This window comes from Paracoccus shandongensis (assembly GCF_017315735.1).
Lineage (GTDB): Bacteria > Pseudomonadota > Alphaproteobacteria > Rhodobacterales > Rhodobacteraceae > Paracoccus > Paracoccus shandongensis.
Genome location: NZ_JAFLRK010000003.1, coordinates 160,089 through 177,042 on the forward strand (window position 1 = coordinate 160,089; position 16,954 = coordinate 177,042).

Consider the following 16,954-nt stretch of genomic DNA (forward strand, 5'->3'; position numbering starts at 1 on the left):
TTGCTTCGGCGCCTTCTGTGGTTCGTGGGCCTTTGGGCGGGCGGGGTCCTGTCCGTGACGCTGGTCGGCGCCCTGATCCGCTGGTGGCTGCTGGGCGGCTGACATCCCCCCAAGAAGCACCTGAACCCGGCATGACTGCCGGCAATCCCGGCGGGCCGCCCTTTGGCGGGGCCGTCGCCCGAACCCTTGACCGCACAAGAAACGCATCATGACCCATTCCGACACGCAATCCCTGTTCGCCGCGCACGAGCCTGTCTTTCCGCGCCGGGTGAAGGGCCGTTTCCGCAACCTCAAATGGGTCATCATGGCGGTGACCCTGGGGATCTATTACCTGCTGCCCTGGATCCGCTGGGACCGGGGTCCGGAACTGCCTGACCAGGCCGTGCTGGTGGACCTGGCGGGGCGGCGGTTCTTCTTCTTCTGGATCGAGATCTGGCCGCACGAGTTCTATCTTGTCGCCGGTCTGCTCATCATGGCGGGGTTGGGGCTGTTCCTGTTTACCTCGGTGCTGGGGCGGGTCTGGTGCGGCTATGCCTGCCCGCAGACGGTCTGGACGGACCTGTTCATCCTGACCGAACGCTGGGTCGAGGGCGACCGGAACGCCCGCGTCCGGCTGTGGAACGCGCCCTGGGACGCGCGCAAGCTGCGCCTGCGGCTGACCAAGTGGACGATCTGGCTTGCCATCGCGGTGGGGACGGGCGGGGCCTGGATCTTCTATTTCGCCGACGCGCCGACATTGCTGCGGGCCTTTGTGACAGGACAGGCGCATCCCGTGGCCTATGCGACGGTTGCCGCGCGGCCTGATCAGCTATTTCACGCTGGAGGACGAGCGCAGGGAACGCGCGGGCAAGCAGGCCAGGGCCGTCTGGACGCATATCGTCCGGCCTCGCACCATCCTGTATGCGTCGATCTGGTCGGCGGTGGGGATCGGCCTTGTTGCCGCGCTGTTCCTGCGGCCCGAGATCGAGGTTTCTGTCTCGCCCATCCGCAATCCGGTCCATGTGACCCTGTCGGACGGGACGATCCGCAATGTCTATGACCTGCGCATCCGCAACAAGCACGGGGAAGCAAGACGCTTCGCGGTCAACTATTCGTCCGACAGGCCCTTCGCCATCGTGGTCGAAGGCGCAAGGGACGGCGTGATCACCGTCCCGGCCGACCGCACCGGCGAGGCCCGCGTCTATGTCCAGGCGTCCCCCGGCAGTCCGGCGGCAAGGCAGGACAGGACCGACCTGCACCTGTTTGTCACCGACCTTGCGGATGCCGGGCACGCCGGGGCCGACACGGTGTTTCATGGGGCTGATTGAGACGGCCCCTCAACCCCGAACCCTCTGTACACATCCCCTTCGCAGGAGCGGATCATGGATCCCTTTTCCCACTTCGAAGCCCTTCTGGCCGAAACGCGCCTTGACGGACGCTATCGGACCTTTATCGATCTTGAGCGGATCGTCGGCGGTTTCCCCAAGGCCCTGTGGCACCGGCCGGATGGCCAAAGCCGCGAAGTGACCGTCTGGTGCAGCAACGACTATCTTGGCATGGGGCATAATCCCGATGTCCTGTCGTCCATGCACGAAGCCCTGCTGCATTCCGGCGCGGGCACGGGCGGAACGCGCAACATCTCGGGCACCAACCACCAGCATGTGGCCCTGGAGGCGGAGCTGGCGGATCTTCACGGCAAGGAAGCGGCGCTGCTGTTCACCTCGGGATGGATTTCCAACCTGGCTGCCCTGGGGACGCTGGGGCGGCTGCTTCCCGGTTGCGCCGTCTTCTCGGATGCGCTCAACCACAACTCGATGATCGAAGGCATCCGGCGCTCGGGCGCCGAGAAGTTCATCTTCCGCCACAACGATGTCGCCCATCTCGAGGAGTTGCTGCGCTCTGTCGCCCCGGATCGCCCCAAGATCATCGCCTTCGAAAGTGTCTATTCCATGGACGGCGACGTGGCCCCCATCGCCGCGATCTGCGATCTCGCGGACCGATACGGCGCCATCACCTATCTGGACGAGGTTCATGCCGTCGGCATGTACGGCCGGACCGGCGCCGGCGTGGCCGAGCGCGAAGGGGTCGCCAACCGGATCACCATCGTGGAAGGGACGCTTGCCAAGGCCTTCGGGGTCATGGGCGGCTATGTGGCGGGACCGGCCTTGCTGGTGGATGTCATCCGCAGCTTCGCGGACAGCTTCATCTTCACCACCTCGCTTTGCCCGCACCTGGCTGCCGGTGCGGCCGCCGCCGTCCGGCATCTCAAGGCCGACAGCGCGTTGCGGGACCGCCAGCAGGCCGCCGTCGCCCGTGCGAAGGGCTTGCTCGAGGCCGAAGGCTTCGCCCTGGCCCCCACGCAGAGCCATATCCTGCCGGTCCTGATCGGCGACGCCCACCTGTGCCGGCAGACAAGCGAGTTCCTGCTGGAACGCCATGGCATCTATGTCCAGCCGATCAACTATCCCACGGTCGCGCGCGGGCAGGAACGCCTGCGGACGACCGAACACCCACAGAAGCGTTCAAAGATGAACTGATAACACTGGAGGCGCAATGACGAACCCTGCCCTGCAGGACTGGTGCATTCAGAGTGGAGCCTTGTCTGGTAGATCGCCTCATGGCAGAGCCGGTGCGGGGCACCAGGTTCGATCCTGAGCCGTCCTGCAATCTGTTCGGGAGACCAGCCTTCCTGAAGGCAGCGGATCACTTCGGCGCGCAAGTCCGGAAGATGCTCGAGCTTGCGCCGGCGGAACGCCTGCGGTCGGCCTGGGACTGAGCCGTCACATGCCAGTAGCCATCAGCCTGCGGGACATCCTTGTCATGCCACCAGTTGCGCTTGACTTCGCGGGTGATGGTCGAGCGACTGCGGCCGAGCATCTGCGCAATCTTCGCCTTTGGCGCCTTGTCCTGCAACATCCGCGATATCGCACGGCGTTCGTCCAGCGTCAGGTTGGTGAAAGAGCGCCTCATCACATCCTCCTGAATAGCTTCAATGGAGTGACCCCCTCGGGCTGGACCACAGGACCCTGAAAAACTGATACGCTGGACGGGCCTTGATCGGAGAAGGCCCATGACATCACGAGGTCCCTACCGCCGGCACTCGACGCCGTTCAAGCTGCAGCTCTGCCAGGACATCCGCGCCGGCGTCCTCGGGCGGCGCGACGCGCAACGAAGCCACAACCTCTCTGCCAACTTGATCCAGCTGTGGCTGACGCAGTTTGACCGGGGCGAACTGAATGACGAGGAAGCCGAGGCCAGCGTCATCGCCGAATATGAAGCTCGCATTGCCGCGCTCGAGCGGAAGATGGGTCAGCTCACGATGGAGCTGGGTCTTGCCGAAAAAACACCGCGGATGCCGGCTGCGCACGGCGGCGAGAGCTCCTTCGTGATCAGCGGCCCCCTGCTGCTCCGTCAGACAGGGGTGCAAAGCCATGACCCTGCCGCGCAGCACCTATTACTACCGCCCGATCAAGCCTGCACCTGCAGGGCTGGCCGACGCCGAACTCGTCGCCATCATCGAGGATATCCAGGATGAGCTTCCCTGCTATGGTTGTCAACGCGTGACCCACGAACTTCGGCGTCGCGGTCTTGCGATCAATCACAAGAGGGTCGCAAGGGTCATGCACGCGGCGGGACTGGGCATCAAACCCCGCAGGTGCCTTGTGCGCACGACCGACAGCCGGCACGACTTCCCGATCTTCCCCAACCTGTATCGCAACCTCATCCCCGATCAACCGGACGAGGTCTGGGTCGCGGACTTCACCTACATCCGTGTCGCGGCCGGTTTTTGCCATCTGGCCGTCATCCTGGATGCCTGCAGCCGCAAGGTCATAGGCTATGCGCTGTCGCGGCACCTGAATAGGGAACTGGCGCTCGCCGCCTTGCGCGCGGCCGTTATGAGCAGAAACCCTCCAAAGGGCTGCATCCATCATGCCGATCGTGGCTGCCAATACGCCTCTCAGCGCTATCGTGATGCTCTTGAGGTTGCGGGCTTGTGCGGCTCGATGAGCAGCGTCGGCAACCCCTATCACAATGCACAGGCCGAGAGCTTCATGAAGACCCTAAAAGTGGAGGAGGTCTACCGGGCCGGATACGAGACCTTCGCCGATGTCGCCGCCCGCTTGCCGATATTCATCGAGCAGATCTACAACTTGAAAAGACTGCACTCAGCCCTGGCTACCGAGCCCCCGAGGAATTCGAAACCCTGTTCGCCCAGAAGGCGGCTTAGTTCAGATGGTGCGATGGGGTCCAGCCAGAGGGGTTCACTCCAGACGGCGGTCAATTTCTGTCTTAGAACTAAGAATTGTAATTTCACAAATATTTAACTTAGGTTCCATTTGGTCTTTTCGGCTCCCGCATTGACTTAATAACAGTTCAACAAAATGGGCTGCAATGGGATTTCTGCGCGAACCGGCAAAAGCAATTCTGCTGCCGGAAGGGGAATGCAGAATGGTGGACAGCCTCACGCCGGAAGCCCGGTCGCGGAACATGGCGAAGATCAGGGGTAAGGGATACCGGGCCGGAAATGCTGGTGCGACGGGCAGCCCATGCGCTCGGCCTGCGTTTCCGCCTGCACAGGCGTGATCTGCCGGGAACGCCCGATCTCGTGTTCCCGGGCCGACGAATTGCACTGTTCGTCCATGGCTGCTTTTGGCACCGGCATCCCGAATGTCGATTCACCAGCACGCCGAAAATGCGGACTGAGTTTTGGCAGGCGAAGTTCGACGGCAATGTGACCCGCGATGCGCGGCAGCAGGAAGAACTGGCAGCGCAAGGGTGGAACGCCGTGGTAATCTGTGAATGCGAAACCCGAGATCAGGACTCGCTGCGTGAGATCCTCCGAGAGCGGATCATAGAATAGCCCGAACTGGGCTGTAGTGACTGAAATACCGCTTTCAGGAGCAGGGCACTATGTCTGATTGTTGACGGGCGGCAAATCCAACACTGAGGCACTGTCCGTTACCCGTCCGTGTAAGGCCGCCAGCCGTTCATCCTCGGGGGCTCTTGCCACCAGGACAGCTAGAAACTCTTCCCACTGCGCTTCGGCTCGTTCGAGTAGACCGTGCCATTCCAGTGCTTTCATGTCGTTCTTGGCTAATCGGGGCAGAGTTTCATCCATACCTCTCCGTCTGTCGAGTTTGTCGGCCACGAGCAGACCTGAAACCAGTGTGAAATCCAAATCGGTATTCTTTGCGACGCTGGACCGCAACACGTCGATACATTCCTGATAGCGATTTATGTAGTCCCGATCGACCGTCAGGCTTGGCCGCATGAACTCAACGATCAGCAACTGCCGGCCAGAGGACATCACCAGGTCGACTCGCTTGTTCCAGCGTTCGTCATCATCGAGGCCTGCTTCCTTCGCCGCTTCAGCGACCAGATTCCTTACGCTGGTTTCCTTCTTGAAGGTTTACCATTCCGGTGAGAGCAACCATGGATTTTCCGCAATATGGTCTCGTACTGCATTTTCCAGATCGCGGTCTTCGATCCGTTTCCGCAGCCCAGCAACGATTTCGACCTTAGCGCGAACGGCTTCTGCAACGTGCAGCGTGTTTAGAACCTGAGCTTCGGCGAGCAGGTTGAGCAGCACGCCCTCGTCCATGGTTTCGACGCTGGCCACGTTATCGATTAACTCGTGGAGACGACCGCCTTCCCAGGCGGTCAGAATGCCGTTCGATAGTTCGGCGAACTGCGCTTCCGAGATCGACTCTATCGTGGCGATCTTCTTGAATGGGCCGGCAACGGTTCGGCGTTCGGTGGACTGCAGGCGTTCCAGACGTTGAGAAAACGGTGCGACCTTGTCGTCTATCCCCTGCGGGCCATCAAGTCGCCTACAGCAGGGGCGTGAAGCACTGCAGGCTTTGCGCCCCAAAACGCGATCACGCCCTATCCTCCAACCCCCGGATCCGTTGGAGGATGTCGGTCACATCGAGTCCGTGCGAAAAGTGCCTGCGCCTTGACGCCGGACGCCGGCCTTAAATTCGCAAGGGAGGATTTCAGGTGCGCAACCAGCTTCAGCCGTTTGCGCAGAATATCCAGTGTGCCGGGCTGTTTCGATGAGGGCAGAAATCGGGAGAAGAATGACTTCAGGCGCCGGAACGCGTCAGTTCGAACGACATCGAATAACTGAAGCGGGCGGCCGGATGCAGACCGACTGTCATCTCGACCAATCTGTTGCCCGCGAAGTAGGAGCGGATAATGCGAAGCCCGGGGCTGGCAGGCGGAACGTCCAGCCGGGCAGCGGCCGCGCCTTCGATCAGCGTGCCTTGGATGACCTGATCGACACGTGTAAATCGAATGTTGTAATGCTGTTCAACCAGCATATGGACAGGCTGGTTGGTGGTGGTCTGCAATGCAGGGGCGTCCGCGAAGGCAGCATCAAGATAGATGTCCACGAGAGCGATCGGACCCTCGGCCTTGTCTGATCCATATCGAAGCCCGTGAACATGATACCAGTTGCGCAGGTCGGATGCGGCACGGAGTTCCTCGGGCGCATCGTCCACGCTGATGGTTCGGCGGAATTCAGGGAGGAACAGGGTATCCTGCGCATAGCGCGTGAGGTCATTGAGAGTGTCCATCACCTGCGTGTAGCGGGCGACCGGCTGGCGGGAGATGACCCGGGTTCCGATGCCCGCCCGCCGTTCCACCACGCCCAACTCGCACAGTGTTTGAACCGCCTGCCGCACGGCGTATCGGCTCAGTCCCGTGCTTGCGCATATTTCAAGTTCCGGGGGCAGGAGACCTCCCACAGGTGGCTTTCCACGCGAGATTTCCCCTAAAAGCTCGCGCGCCAGATCAAGGTGGCGCGGAGGGACGGTGCGCAGCAGATGATCGACTGTTGATCCTGCCCCTTCATGCGGTCCTGCAGAAGATCTTTTGGCTCGGGACTTCTCTGGCATGAGGTGCTTCTGATTTTCCTTTACCTGTCACATGACCTTAGCAGACTCCGGTTCAGCGTCTACTCCCGTGGGGGCTGCTGCTTGCGCAGGGTCGGGTCGCCCCTTCGAACGCGGCTTGCAGCATCGCCCGGATTTCGGATCGTATGAAGGGCCGGGGGTTGGGGTAGGGTGCCGTACAGATCAAGTCGGCGGCATGATCCAGTCCGTGCTCCGGCATGCCAATCGCCGAGAGTGACCGCGGCGCATCGACCCTGCCATAGAATTCATCAAGGGCATCAAGGGGTGGCCCTCCTCCCAGTGCGCGCGACAGTGCGGCCATGGCCTCCGGCGCGCAGACCCCGTTATAGGCAAGCGCGTGCGGCAGGACGACGGCGTGGGTTTCTGCGTGAGGAAGATTGAAGCTGCCGCCCAGGACATGGCAGGCCTTGTGGTGCAGGCCCATCTTGACCTGGCCCAGTACCGATCCGCACAGCCATGCGCCGTATTGCGCAGAGCCTCGAAGCCCTATGTCATGCGGCGTGGACAACAGCCCAGGCAGGGACGCGGCCAGCGCGCGGATGCCCTCTTCCGCTGCAAGCTTGTGAATAGGGCTGGCATCTTCCGCATAGAGGCCTTCGGCCGCATGGGCGATGGCATTCAGGCCGCTGGCGATCGTCAGGCCGGCCGGCAGGCTGGTCGTCAGTTCAGGATCATACACCACGGTCCTTGGCATGACATTCCAGTCACGGCCGGTGCGCTTCTGGCCATGATCGGTCAGACCGTAAAGCGGCGTCATCTCGGAACCGGCATAGGTCGTCGGCACCGCCATGATCGGCAGGCCGGTTTCCAAGGCGATCGCCTTTGCCAGCCCGATGGCAGAGCCGCCACCTGCGGCAAGGCAGCCGTCTGCGCCGAGATCGCGTGCGGCGTTCGCTGCGCGCCGCGCAACCTCCACCGGCACGTGCATGGCGGCCCCATCGAAATGCCCAACACACGCGTCTTCCAGAACTTGGGAAATCTCGCGGCCCAGGTGGGATTGCTCGGGCGTTGTCACCACCAGAAGCCGCCTCAGTCCCAGTTGTCCGGCTTCGGCCGCCAGGTCGCGCCGCCGCCCCGGTCCGAAGACGACGCGGCTTGCGCGATATTCATGGATGAAGGGGGCGATCATCGGGCATCCTGCCGATATGGGTTTCCACGGTTCCAGAGCCACGGCATGATCTCGACGCTTTCGAACAAGCCAGCCTGTGCATAGGGATCGCGCGCCATGAACGCCTCGACATCCGATCGGCTGTCCGCCGCGAATACGAGGAGGGATCCCGCCTGCGTGCCGTCGGAGCCGAGCCAGGGGCCGCTCTGAAGAAGGCGAACTGCGGGATCGCCCTTGTCCAGATGGGCGACATGGGCCTCTTTGGTCGACATGCGCAGGGCCAGATGGCCCTGCTTGTCTCGGGCGAATGCCAGAAAGAACATCACCGGGCCTTCGTGAGATGGAAGTCGTTCTCGAGGAACCAGAAGGGTGCGGTCGTTCCCCATTTCGCCGCCTCGGCCGGGTCTTCGATGCGCGTGAATGCGCGGATCAGCGATTCCTTGACTGCGAACACGACATCCTCCTTCAGGTATTCATCCTCGGCGTCAAAGAGATGCGTGGTCAGGCTGTTGTATCCCTTGGCCGTGATGACGGCGTGGATATGCGCAGGCCGCCAGGGATGGCGGGCGGTGACATTCAGAAGCTCTCCCACGGGGCCGTCCACCGGGATCGGATAGGATGTGGGGCGGATGGAGGTTATCAGGAACTGTCCGTCATCCCGGCTGCGATAATGGCCGCGAAGGTTGTTTTCGGGCTGGTCCGGATCTTGGATATCATACATCCCGTTGGAATCCGTCTGCCAGATTTCGATCGTGGCGTCCGGGATGTGTTCCCCGTCGGGGCCAAGCACCCTGCCATGCACGATCAGGGGAATGTCATCGCCCAGGGGACGCAGCAGGACGGATTCACCCCACTGCCGCTCGGGCGTCGAGGGCACATAGAACGGTCCGAGGACGGTCGTTTCCGTCGCCCCCGCCGGAACATTGGCACTGATCGTGTTCACCAGCGCCGACAGGCCCAGATTGTCGGACAGAAGGATCATTTCCTGCCGCTTGTCATCGCATTTCTGTCCGGTGCGGGTCAGGAAGTCGATTCCGACCATCCACTCGTCCTCGGTAAGGTTCACGTCCCGTGCGAAATCGTGCAGATGCCTGATGAGCGAGGAGAGGATTTCGCGCAGGCGCGGATCGGGTGTCCTGGAATAGCGTTCCAGGACGATGTCGGTAAGGTCGGCTGCAATCACTTCATTCATGGCTGGCTCCTTCAGGCGGGAACGGCGACCGACTTCTCGGTCCGGGCAAGGATTTGTCTCAGGGCGGCTTCCAGGGCGGCTTCGGGATCGGCGACCAGGGCCTTTTTTCGCCAGGCTACATAAAGGTCGGGACGCACCAGGACGCAGCCGTCATCGGCAACATCCCGAAGTTCGGCCCAACGCATGTTGATGTCATGCGCGTCGCAATAAGGCTGCGGCCCGCCGATCGACACGGCGCGCAGGTCAATCCCCAACCGCGCCGCGACTGCGGCAGCGGCTTGCTTCCAGGGCGCGCCGCCTACTCCGGTCAACACCGTGAAACGGCCGCGGCCGCAAAGATCCAGCGTCGAAACCTGCGCATTGTCGCGGTTCAGCCACGCGTGGGGAAGGGGCGAACCGGGATAGGTGGACGGGGTATAGAACAGGTCCGGCCGGCGCCGCGGTTCCGGGCGCGGCTCGGCCTCGGCGATCAAGGCGCCACGGTCATAGAACACGCCAAGCTCGATCCCCTGGCCATTGAATTGCACGTTCTGGAGATCGACTGCCTCCTTCAGGACACGCCGGCGCTCGCGGCCGCGCTCGCTGTCCGAGAACAGTTCGTCGATGTTGGCCCATCCCGCTGCCTCGTCCTGCCCCGGCTCGAAGCCAAGTGCGTCCGTGATCGCGCCCATGTCCGCCATTGACTGCATGGCGCGATCGACCACGCTTTTCGCCACGGGCTGGCGTTCGTCGTTGTAGCTGTCCAGCAGCGCCTCTCCCGCCTGGCCCCAAACCACCATGGCCAGCTTCCATGCAAGGTTGAAGCTGTCCTGCAGGCAGGTGTTGCTGCCCAAACCCGAGGCGGGCGGGTGGCGATGAGCGGCATTCCCCGCGATCAGCACCCGATCCTTGCGCATGAAATCTGCCACGACCCGGTTGATCGTCCATTTCGTGACCGATTTCACCTTCACGGGAATATCGTCCACGCCGATGGTCGATCGTGCGCGTGCGATGATCCCGTCATCCGAAAGGTCCAGTTCGCCTTCGTCCGGATCATACATGAACAGCAGGACCCATTCATTCCAGGGTCGAACCGAGATATAGGTGCCGTTCCCGATCCAGTAGTTGTTTCCCGGCTGCTTGGTCCAGTAAAGCACCCCGGGACGATGGGCGCAGTATTTCGCCAGATCGACCTCGATCCAGGCATTGATCGCGTGGCCAAGACCCATCTGGCCCCGGGTGGTGAAACCGATTTCCTTGCAGACGAAGCTGTTGTCGCCGTCCGCGCCGATCGCGTATTTCGAAAGGATCTCGAGTTCCTCTCCGGTAGTCCGGTTCCGGACAACCGAGCGCACGCCGTTCTCGTTCTGCTCCATCGAGATCATTTCGGTATCGAACAGAACCTCGGCGCCAAGCCGGCGTGCTTCCTCCAGCAGGATTGGTTCCAGCATGTGCTGGGGCATGTTGCAGATCTGGCCGGGGCTGTTCAGCTCATAGTCCGTCTTGCGTTCAGGCAGGGTGCCCCAGGTCTGCAACCGGGCGATCTCTGTTCCGGCAAAGCTGGTCAGCCAGGTGTTGTTGCTCATCAGTTCGACCGGCGTGGCTTCTTCGCGCACCCGTCTTTCCAGGCCCAAGTCCCGCAGCACCTCCATGGCGCGCTGGTTGGTGATATGGGCGCGGGGCGAGTTCGCCACCCGCGAGTAGCGGCTGACCGCCAGCACGCTGATCCCCTCGCGGGCCAGGAAACCGGCCGAACTGAGGCCGGTCACGCCAGCACCCACGATGAAAACGGATACCTCGATCCTGCGCAAAGTCGTCTCCTCCCAGAGATTTCAGTCGGGCCGCCCGTCGAGCGGCGGCTTTCAGTTGCGATCGCCCGAAACTTCCCGGTCCACCAAGTCCCAGATGAACCTGTCCGTCGGGTCGTTCTGTTCTTCGGCGATGTGGGCGATCAGACCGGCGCAGCGCGCCAGGACCGCAAATCCCCGCATCAGCCTGACCGGGATGCCAAGATCGCCAAGAAGCGCGCCAATGGCGCCGGTCGCGTTGATCGTGATGTGACGGCCCCCGGCGCGATCCACTTCGGCCGCCAGCAGTTCCAAGGCCCGGACATGATCGCCCACGCGCCCCTCCTCGCGGGCAAGCTCCAGCAGGGCAACGGCGCGGGGATCGTCAGGGCGGTGCAGGTGGTGGCCGAACCCCGGCACCGGAAGCCGACGTTCACGGTAATCCCCTGCGATGCGCCGCGCCTCCTCTGCGCCGCTGTCCGACGCGATGATCCGCGCCAGCAGTTCGGCGCAAGGCTCCATCGTGCCCACAAAGCGGCTGGCCACGGCCAGCAATCCTGCCGCCACGCCTGCCTGCAGATTTTCCGGCGACGACGAATAGACGAGCCGGGCGGAAATCGCACTCGGCGTAAGGCCGTGCTCCATCAGGCAGACAAGGATCGCATCTATGATCCGCCGCTCGGCCCGATCGGGATTGCGGCCAAAGGCCTGCTTCATGAACACGTCGACAAAGCTTTGTTTGCCGAGCAGATCGGCCACAAGATCGGCATCGCCATACCAGATGTGCTGCTCATCATGCGACGAAAGGCGCGAACGAGGACGACGGGTCATCTTGCCAAATCCTTGGCCTGGATCACGTTCCGGATTGCCGGTTTGAGAACCTTGGCCACGGCCGACCTCGGCAGATCGTCGAAGAAGTGAATCTGCTTGGGGGTCTTGACCGGCCCAAGCTGCTCACGGACAAGCGCCGTCAGCGTTTCGGCCGTGACAGTCGCTCCGGCCTTCAGTTCAACCGCAGCGTGAACGGCCTCTCCCCATTTGTCATCGGGGATGCCCACCACCGCGCAGTCGGCCACGGCTGGATGCGACGCGAGCACCGTTTCCACATCCGATGGATAGACATTGAATCCCCCGGTGATGATCACGTCCCGCAGCCGGTCGCGGAGGAAGAGATAGCCCTGGTCGTCGATCAGCCCCGAATCGCCCGTGCGCAACCAGCCGTTGACCAGCGTCTTCCCGGTTTCCTCCGGCGCATCGAGATACCCGCCCATGACAAGATCGCCGCGCACGGCGATCTCGCCCACTTCTCCGGCGGGCAGCATCCTTCCGTCGGAATCCAGGATCGCGACGCGGGTCATGAGCGATGGCCGGCCAACCGATGCGATGCGATCGTCGGTCAGTTCATCGGGCGGCAGGAATGTGATGATCTGCGGCGCTTCGGTCTGTCCATAGGTCGCACAGATGATCGGTCCAAACACAGCCTGCGCCTGCCTGATCTGCTCTGGCCGCATCGGCGCGCCGCCATAGATCACCAGACGCAGGCTCGACAGGTCGCGGGGATGGGCCTTCTGCACCTCGGCGAGTTTCATGATCAGCGTCGCGGGGGCGAAGAACAGCGTGACACGATGCTTCTCGATGGCGTCCAGCATTCCTTCCGGGTCAGAGTGGTTCGGGAAGACAAGCGCACCACCAGCCGCGAAAAGCGGCATCATGTAGGTTCCCGTGCCGTGGGTGATGGGAGCCGCGACCAGATAGCGATCGCGTTCAGTCAATCCCAGCTCGTGGACCTGGGTGACGATGTTGGCGGTCCATGTCCTGAACGTCTGTATCACCCCCTTCGGCTGACCTGTCGTGCCGCCGGTGAACTTGACCGCCATCGGCGATTCCGACGGAAGATCGGTCAAAGCCTGGGGGCCGAAGGGCAGGGCGGTGCCCGCATCGACGCTGTCTTTCCCGATCGCCGCAACGTCGATCACGTCGATCCCGAGAGGGTTCAGCCGACCGGCCATATCGGCGTCGCCCAGGATAACCCCCGGGCGAACGAACTCGATGATCCTTTGGATTTCGGGCGTGCCGCTTCGCGGGTTCAGGGGAACCCAGACTTTTCCGGCTGCAAAGCTGGACAGCAGTGCAAGCAGGTGATCCACGGTATTTGCCGCTCCGATCGCAACCTTGCCACCAAGTTCGTCGTCGAGGCGGAGGAGGGAGACAGCCCTGTCCTGCACGGCCCGCCCCAGATCCGCATAGGAATACGTCCGATCCTCGCCGATGACCGCAGGCAAGTCGGGGGCGCATGCAATCCGGCGCCAGAGGAAATCAATGGGGTGCATGGATTCTCTTCGATTGAGTGAACTGACTCGCTACTTTGTTCGAACATTTGAATATTGCTGTCAAGCGCGAATCATGCCCGGACTGACGACCCTGCGCCTCTCCTCTCCCTTCACCAAAGGTGATCGAACATGACGCTGCGGGCAGGAGGTGACGCAGTGAGCAAGCGGCAACCTCAGGCACGAATGACGTTGATTGCATTGCAATCAAATCCTATCCTCGCGAGGAGGAACCGGAACACGCGCATGGCGAGCATCACGATTCGAAATCTCGATGACGGTATCAAGCACCGGCTGCGTGTGCGTGCGGCCGAGCGTGGGCGGTCCATGGAGGAAGAGGCCCGCGAAATCCTGCGCGATGCGGTGGGCGACAGTCGCCCGCCGATGAACCTGGCCCACCGGCTTCGCGCGCGTGTCGCCAGGACCGGGGGCGTCGATCTTGACATTCCCGTCTGCGACGCGATGCGCAGCCCTCCTGCTTTCGATCAATGATCATCCTCGATACCGATGTCCTGTCGGAAATCCTGCGGCCGGAACCGGAACGGCAGGTCGTGGACTGGCTGTCCGCGCAGGATGGCGCCGACATCTACCTGACGACCATCTCGGAAGCCGAGTTGCGTTACGGCGTGGCGATCCTGCCCCCCGGCAAGCAGCGCGACGGCTTGGCCGCGACGATCGACCAGATCATGCGAGAGGATTTTGCGGGCCGCGTCCTGCCCTTCGACAGCCCGGCAGCCGGCGCCTTTGCCGTCATCAGTGCCGCCCGCCGCGCCATTGGCCGGCCCATCACCCATGCCGACTGCCAGATCGCGGCCATCGCGCGGGTCCATGGCGCCACCGTCGCCACCCGCAACACGCCCGATCTTGCCGGTTGCGGCATCGACCTGATCAATCCCTGGAACACCTGAATGAACGCCGTCGAGATTGAAGAGGCCATTTCCCGGCTTGCCGAACAGCCCTTTGATGCGGCCGAGTTTCCCTTTGCCTTCCTGCTGGCCTTCGGGAACCCGGACACTACGGTCAGGCGTCTGCGCGCTGGCAGCACCAACAGGTCCGACCTTGGCGGCGTGCTTCAGACCAATAACATCCACATCAAGACCTGCGCCGAAGGCGAGGCGACCGCGACCCTGGCCGCCTTGCGCGAAAGCCCCGCCACCGCGCGCGCCAAGGCCAGGTTCATCCTGGCCACCGATGGGGTGGAGTTTTAGGCCGAAGACCTGACCTCGGGCGAGGCGGTGATCTGCCCCCATGCCGATTTCGCCGACCATTTCGGCTTCTTCCTGCCGCTTGCGGGCATCACCACCGTTCGCGCCATCCGCGAAAACGCCTTTGACATCAAGGCGACCGGACGCCTGAACCGGCTTTACATCGAACTGCGGAAGGACAACCTCGACTGGGGCACCGCCACCCGCCGCCATGACATGAACCAGTTCATGGCCCGGCTGATCTTCTGCTTCTTTGCCGAGGATACCGGGATCTTCACGCAGGAAACCATCTTCACCCGCACCATCGACACCATGAGCGCGCGCGACAGTTCAAACACGCATGAGGTGATCGGCACCCTGTTCCGGGCGATGAACACCCCGCCCGGGGACCGCGCCGCCAAAGGCATCCCCCGCTGGGCCGAGCCGTTCCCCTATGTGAATGGGGAACTGTTTTCCGGCACCACCGAAGCGCCGCGTTTCAGCAGGATCGCGCGATCCTACCTGCTGACCATCGGCGGGCTGGACTGGACGCGGGTGAACCCGGACATCTTCGGTTCCATGATCCAGGCCGTTGCGGATGAAGAGGAGCGCGGCGCCCTGGGCATGCACTATACCTCGGTGCCGAACATCCTGAAGGTGCTGAACCCGCTGTTTCTGGACGACCTGCGCGCCGCGCTGGAGGAGGCGGGCGACAACGGGCGAAAGCTGCTGAACCTGCGCAACCGCATGGCGCGGATCCGGGTGTTCGACCCGGCCTGCGGATCGGGCAACTTCCTTGTCATCGCCTACAAGGAATTGCGCGCGATCGAGGCCGAGATCAACCGCCGCCGGGGCGAGGCCGACCGGCGGTCGGAAATCAGCCTGACCAACTTTCGCGGGATCGAGCTGAAGGATTTCCCCGCCACCATCGCGCGGCTGGCGCTGATCATCGCGGAATATCAATGCGACGTGCTGCACCGGGGCCAGAGGGAAGCGACGCGGGATTTCCTGCCGCTGGACAGCAAGAACTGGATCACCTGCGGCAACGCGCTGCGGCTGGACTGGCTGTCGATCTGCCCGCCGACCGGGACGGGCGTGAAGCTGCGCGGGGACGATCTGTTTTCCACGCCCCTGGATCAGGCCGAGATCGATTTCGAGAATGAGGGTGGCGAGACGTATATCTGCGGGAACCCGCCTTACAAAGGAAGTCAGACCCAAGATCGTGAGCAAAAATCAGCTCTTGAAAGTGTATTTAAACCATACGGAATTTCTTCTCGGCAACTAGACTACGTAGCGGGCTGGGTGATGACGGCCGCTGAATATGGACGGCACACGCCAACGGTTTCGGCTTTCGTGACCACTAACTCTATCTGCCAAGGACGTATTGTTCCCATCCTGTGACCCGAAATTTTTGCTACAGGACATCAAATCAGCTTTGCTCATACTAGTTTCAAATGGGCCAACCTTGCTGCCCATAATGCCGGCGTGACCGTCGCTATCATCGGCATTAGCCGGCAGCCGGGGGCACTGCGCCGCCTTTATGCCGACGAGGACGGCGAGACTATCCTGCGCGAGGTTGCGCACATTAACGCCTACCTGACGCCCGGCGCTGATGTAATTGTGACTCGTGCCAATCGGCCACTTGGTGAACTGACTGAGATGAGTTTCGGCAATATGCCGGTTGATGGCGGCCACCTGCTGTTGTCAACTTCCGAGGTTGCGGAACTTGGCTTGATGGACACACAACGGAGCCGGTTTGTGCGTCGTATCTATGGATCTGCTGAATTCATCCGTGGTCTGTCACGCCATGTGCTGTGGATTGAGGATGAACATCTTGATGAGGCCATGCAGGTTCCAACAATCGCCGCGCGGATCGAAGGTGTGCGCCAGATGCGGCTGGCCAGCCGCGACGGCGGCACCAATGCTATGGCCCAACGTGCGCATCAAATGCGGGAGATGAATATCGGGCGCACCCAAACCGTTGCGCTGCCGAGTGTTTCGTCTGAAAATCGGGAATATTTGCCCGTTGGATTACTCGATGCGAATTCGACCGTTACAAACCTCGCCTTCGCCCTCTACGACGCGCCGCTCTGGAACATGGCGTTGATCGCCTCGCGCCTGCATCTGGTCTGGATCGGCACCGTCTGCGGCAAGATGAAAACCGATTTCCGCTATTCCAACACCCTCGGCTGGAACACCTTTCCCGTGCCGCCGCTGACCGAAAAGCAGAAATCCGATCTCACCGCCTGCGCCGAAGCCATCCTTCTGGCGCGAGAGGCGCATTTCCCCGCCACCATCGTCGACCTCTACGACCCCGAAAAGATGCCCGACAACCTCCGCGCCGCGCATGAGCGCAACGACGAGACGCTGGAACGCATCTATATCGGCCGCCGCTTCCGCAACGACACGGAACGCCTGGAACACCTGTTCAGCCTTTACACCCGGATGACCACCAAACCAAAGGCGCGCGCCTGAGCGCAT

Annotated in this window: 17 protein-coding genes and 3 pseudogenes; 9 read left to right on the forward strand and 11 right to left on the reverse strand. The window is 62.3% G+C overall.

The genetic code is table 11. From position 1 onward, the window contains the following. The 3 genes and pseudogenes from JX613_RS04425 (at position 1) to hemA (ending at position 2,516) form a co-directional block, all read left to right on the forward strand. Positions 1-102 carry a DUF2474 domain-containing protein gene (locus JX613_RS04425; protein WP_207100248.1) on the forward strand — a complete coding sequence of 34 codons (102 nt, stop codon included), beginning with the start codon at positions 1-3 and terminating at the stop codon, positions 100-102. 106 nt (positions 103-208) lie between these two features. Beyond that, a pseudogene (locus tag JX613_RS04430) lies at positions 209-1,307 on the forward strand (FixG Ig-like domain-containing protein). A gap of 54 nt (positions 1,308-1,361) precedes the next feature. Then, positions 1,362-2,516: a 5-aminolevulinate synthase gene (hemA, locus tag JX613_RS04435; protein WP_207100249.1), complete on the forward strand. Its 1,155-nt coding sequence runs from the start codon at positions 1,362-1,364 to the stop codon at positions 2,514-2,516. A gap of 65 nt (positions 2,517-2,581) precedes the next feature. Here the strand turns inward: hemA and JX613_RS04440 are convergent. Together JX613_RS04440 and JX613_RS04445 are read right to left on the reverse strand one after the other, a co-directional pair. Then, positions 2,582-2,949 (reverse strand): annotated as a pseudogene (locus tag JX613_RS04440) (transposase); the annotation flags it as partial. 106 nt (positions 2,950-3,055) lie between these two features. Further along, positions 3,056-3,346 carry a hypothetical protein gene (locus JX613_RS04445; protein WP_207100251.1) on the reverse strand — a complete coding sequence of 97 codons (291 nt, stop codon included), beginning with the start codon at positions 3,344-3,346 and terminating at the stop codon, positions 3,056-3,058. A gap of 64 nt (positions 3,347-3,410) precedes the next feature. Here JX613_RS04445 and JX613_RS04450 point away from each other — a divergent pair, with 64 nt between their 5' ends. Further along, positions 3,411-4,304: an IS3 family transposase gene (locus JX613_RS04450; RefSeq protein WP_207100252.1), complete on the forward strand. Its 894-nt coding sequence runs from the start codon at positions 3,411-3,413 to the stop codon at positions 4,302-4,304. A 200-nt stretch (positions 4,305-4,504) separates the two neighbouring features. Further along, a complete protein-coding gene (locus tag JX613_RS04455) occupies positions 4,505-4,840 on the forward strand; it encodes a very short patch repair endonuclease (RefSeq protein ID WP_237168352.1) in 336 nt (111 codons plus the stop codon). A 48-nt stretch (positions 4,841-4,888) separates the two neighbouring features. On the opposite strand, the gene JX613_RS04460 is transcribed toward JX613_RS04455, so the two are convergent. The 9 genes from JX613_RS04460 to JX613_RS04500 all read right to left on the reverse strand — a co-directional run bounded on the left by JX613_RS04460 (position 4,889) and on the right by JX613_RS04500 (position 13,292). After that, entirely contained in the window at positions 4,889-5,269 is a 381-nt protein-coding gene (locus JX613_RS04460; RefSeq protein ID WP_207100253.1) for a hypothetical protein, read from the reverse strand. Between the two features lie 120 nt (positions 5,270-5,389). Beyond that, positions 5,390-5,851: a hypothetical protein gene (locus JX613_RS04465; RefSeq protein ID WP_207100254.1), complete on the reverse strand. Its 462-nt coding sequence runs from the start codon at positions 5,849-5,851 to the stop codon at positions 5,390-5,392. 214 nt (positions 5,852-6,065) lie between these two features. Continuing rightward, positions 6,066-6,878, reverse strand: coding sequence for a GntR family transcriptional regulator (locus JX613_RS04470; RefSeq protein ID WP_207100255.1), 813 nt, complete (start codon positions 6,876-6,878; stop codon positions 6,066-6,068). Positions 6,879-6,930: 52 nt separating this feature from the next. Next, the gene (locus JX613_RS04475) at positions 6,931-8,025 is read right to left on the reverse strand and encodes a maleylacetate reductase (RefSeq protein WP_207100256.1); all 1,095 of its coding nucleotides are present in this window, start codon (positions 8,023-8,025) and stop codon (positions 6,931-6,933) included. Beyond that, positions 8,022-8,327, reverse strand: a complete 306-nt coding sequence (locus JX613_RS04480) for a YciI family protein (RefSeq protein WP_207100257.1) — start codon at positions 8,325-8,327, stop codon at positions 8,022-8,024. The genes JX613_RS04475 and JX613_RS04480 overlap by 4 nt, the downstream gene beginning before the upstream one ends. Beyond that, positions 8,327-9,196 carry a dioxygenase family protein gene (locus tag JX613_RS04485; RefSeq protein WP_207100258.1) on the reverse strand — a complete coding sequence of 290 codons (870 nt, stop codon included), beginning with the start codon at positions 9,194-9,196 and terminating at the stop codon, positions 8,327-8,329. Before JX613_RS04485 ends, JX613_RS04480 begins: the two co-directional genes overlap by 1 nt. 11 nt (positions 9,197-9,207) lie before the next feature. Next, positions 9,208-10,986 (reverse strand): FAD-dependent monooxygenase, encoded by a 1,779-nt coding sequence (locus tag JX613_RS04490; RefSeq protein ID WP_207100259.1) that lies wholly within the window; start codon positions 10,984-10,986, stop codon positions 9,208-9,210. A gap of 51 nt (positions 10,987-11,037) precedes the next feature. Continuing rightward, positions 11,038-11,793 (reverse strand): citryl-CoA lyase, encoded by a 756-nt coding sequence (locus JX613_RS04495; protein ID WP_207100260.1) that lies wholly within the window; start codon positions 11,791-11,793, stop codon positions 11,038-11,040. Next, positions 11,790-13,292 (reverse strand): class I adenylate-forming enzyme family protein, encoded by a 1,503-nt coding sequence (locus JX613_RS04500; RefSeq protein ID WP_207100261.1) that lies wholly within the window; start codon positions 13,290-13,292, stop codon positions 11,790-11,792. Before JX613_RS04500 ends, JX613_RS04495 begins: the two co-directional genes overlap by 4 nt. A gap of 243 nt (positions 13,293-13,535) precedes the next feature. Here JX613_RS04500 and JX613_RS04505 point away from each other — a divergent pair, with 243 nt between their 5' ends. The 4 genes and pseudogenes from JX613_RS04505 to JX613_RS20480 all read left to right on the forward strand — a co-directional run bounded on the left by JX613_RS04505 (position 13,536) and on the right by JX613_RS20480 (position 16,948). Further along, the gene (locus JX613_RS04505) at positions 13,536-13,781 is read left to right on the forward strand and encodes a FitA-like ribbon-helix-helix domain-containing protein (RefSeq protein ID WP_207100262.1); all 246 of its coding nucleotides are present in this window, start codon (positions 13,536-13,538) and stop codon (positions 13,779-13,781) included. Continuing rightward, complete coding sequence (locus tag JX613_RS04510) at positions 13,778-14,197, forward strand: type II toxin-antitoxin system VapC family toxin (protein WP_207100263.1); 420 nt, start codon at positions 13,778-13,780, stop codon at positions 14,195-14,197. The genes JX613_RS04505 and JX613_RS04510 overlap by 4 nt, the downstream gene beginning before the upstream one ends. After that, positions 14,198-16,678 (forward strand): annotated as a pseudogene (locus tag JX613_RS20235) (class I SAM-dependent DNA methyltransferase); the annotation flags it as partial. Next, positions 16,679-16,948, forward strand: a complete 270-nt coding sequence (locus JX613_RS20480; RefSeq protein ID WP_336512268.1) for a type IIL restriction-modification enzyme MmeI — start codon at positions 16,679-16,681, stop codon at positions 16,946-16,948. It begins immediately after the preceding pseudogene. Positions 16,949-16,954 lie beyond the last annotated feature (6 nt).

What these genes read in the sequence shown, in the direction of transcription:
- hemA (WP_207100249.1), top strand. Translation starts at nt 1,362, where the DNA reads ATGGATCCCTTTTCCCACTTCGAAGCCCTTCTGGCCGAAACGCGCCTT.
- JX613_RS04450 (WP_207100252.1), top strand. Translation starts at nt 3,411, where the DNA reads ATGACCCTGCCGCGCAGCACCTATTACTACCGCCCGATCAAGCCTGCA.
- JX613_RS04455 (WP_237168352.1), top strand. Translation starts at nt 4,505, where the DNA reads ATGCTGGTGCGACGGGCAGCCCATGCGCTCGGCCTGCGTTTCCGCCTG.
- JX613_RS04470 (WP_207100255.1), bottom strand. Translation starts at nt 6,878, where the DNA reads ATGCCAGAGAAGTCCCGAGCCAAAAGATCTTCTGCAGGACCGCATGAA.
- JX613_RS04475 (WP_207100256.1), bottom strand. Translation starts at nt 8,025, where the DNA reads ATGATCGCCCCCTTCATCCATGAATATCGCGCAAGCCGCGTCGTCTTC.
- JX613_RS04480 (WP_207100257.1), bottom strand. Translation starts at nt 8,327, where the DNA reads ATGTTCTTTCTGGCATTCGCCCGAGACAAGCAGGGCCATCTGGCCCTG.
- JX613_RS04485 (WP_207100258.1), bottom strand. Translation starts at nt 9,196, where the DNA reads ATGAATGAAGTGATTGCAGCCGACCTTACCGACATCGTCCTGGAACGC.
- JX613_RS04495 (WP_207100260.1), bottom strand. Translation starts at nt 11,793, where the DNA reads ATGACCCGTCGTCCTCGTTCGCGCCTTTCGTCGCATGATGAGCAGCAC.
- JX613_RS04500 (WP_207100261.1), bottom strand. Translation starts at nt 13,292, where the DNA reads ATGCACCCCATTGATTTCCTCTGGCGCCGGATTGCATGCGCCCCCGAC.
- JX613_RS04505 (WP_207100262.1), top strand. Translation starts at nt 13,536, where the DNA reads ATGGCGAGCATCACGATTCGAAATCTCGATGACGGTATCAAGCACCGG.
- JX613_RS04510 (WP_207100263.1), top strand. Translation starts at nt 13,778, where the DNA reads ATGATCATCCTCGATACCGATGTCCTGTCGGAAATCCTGCGGCCGGAA.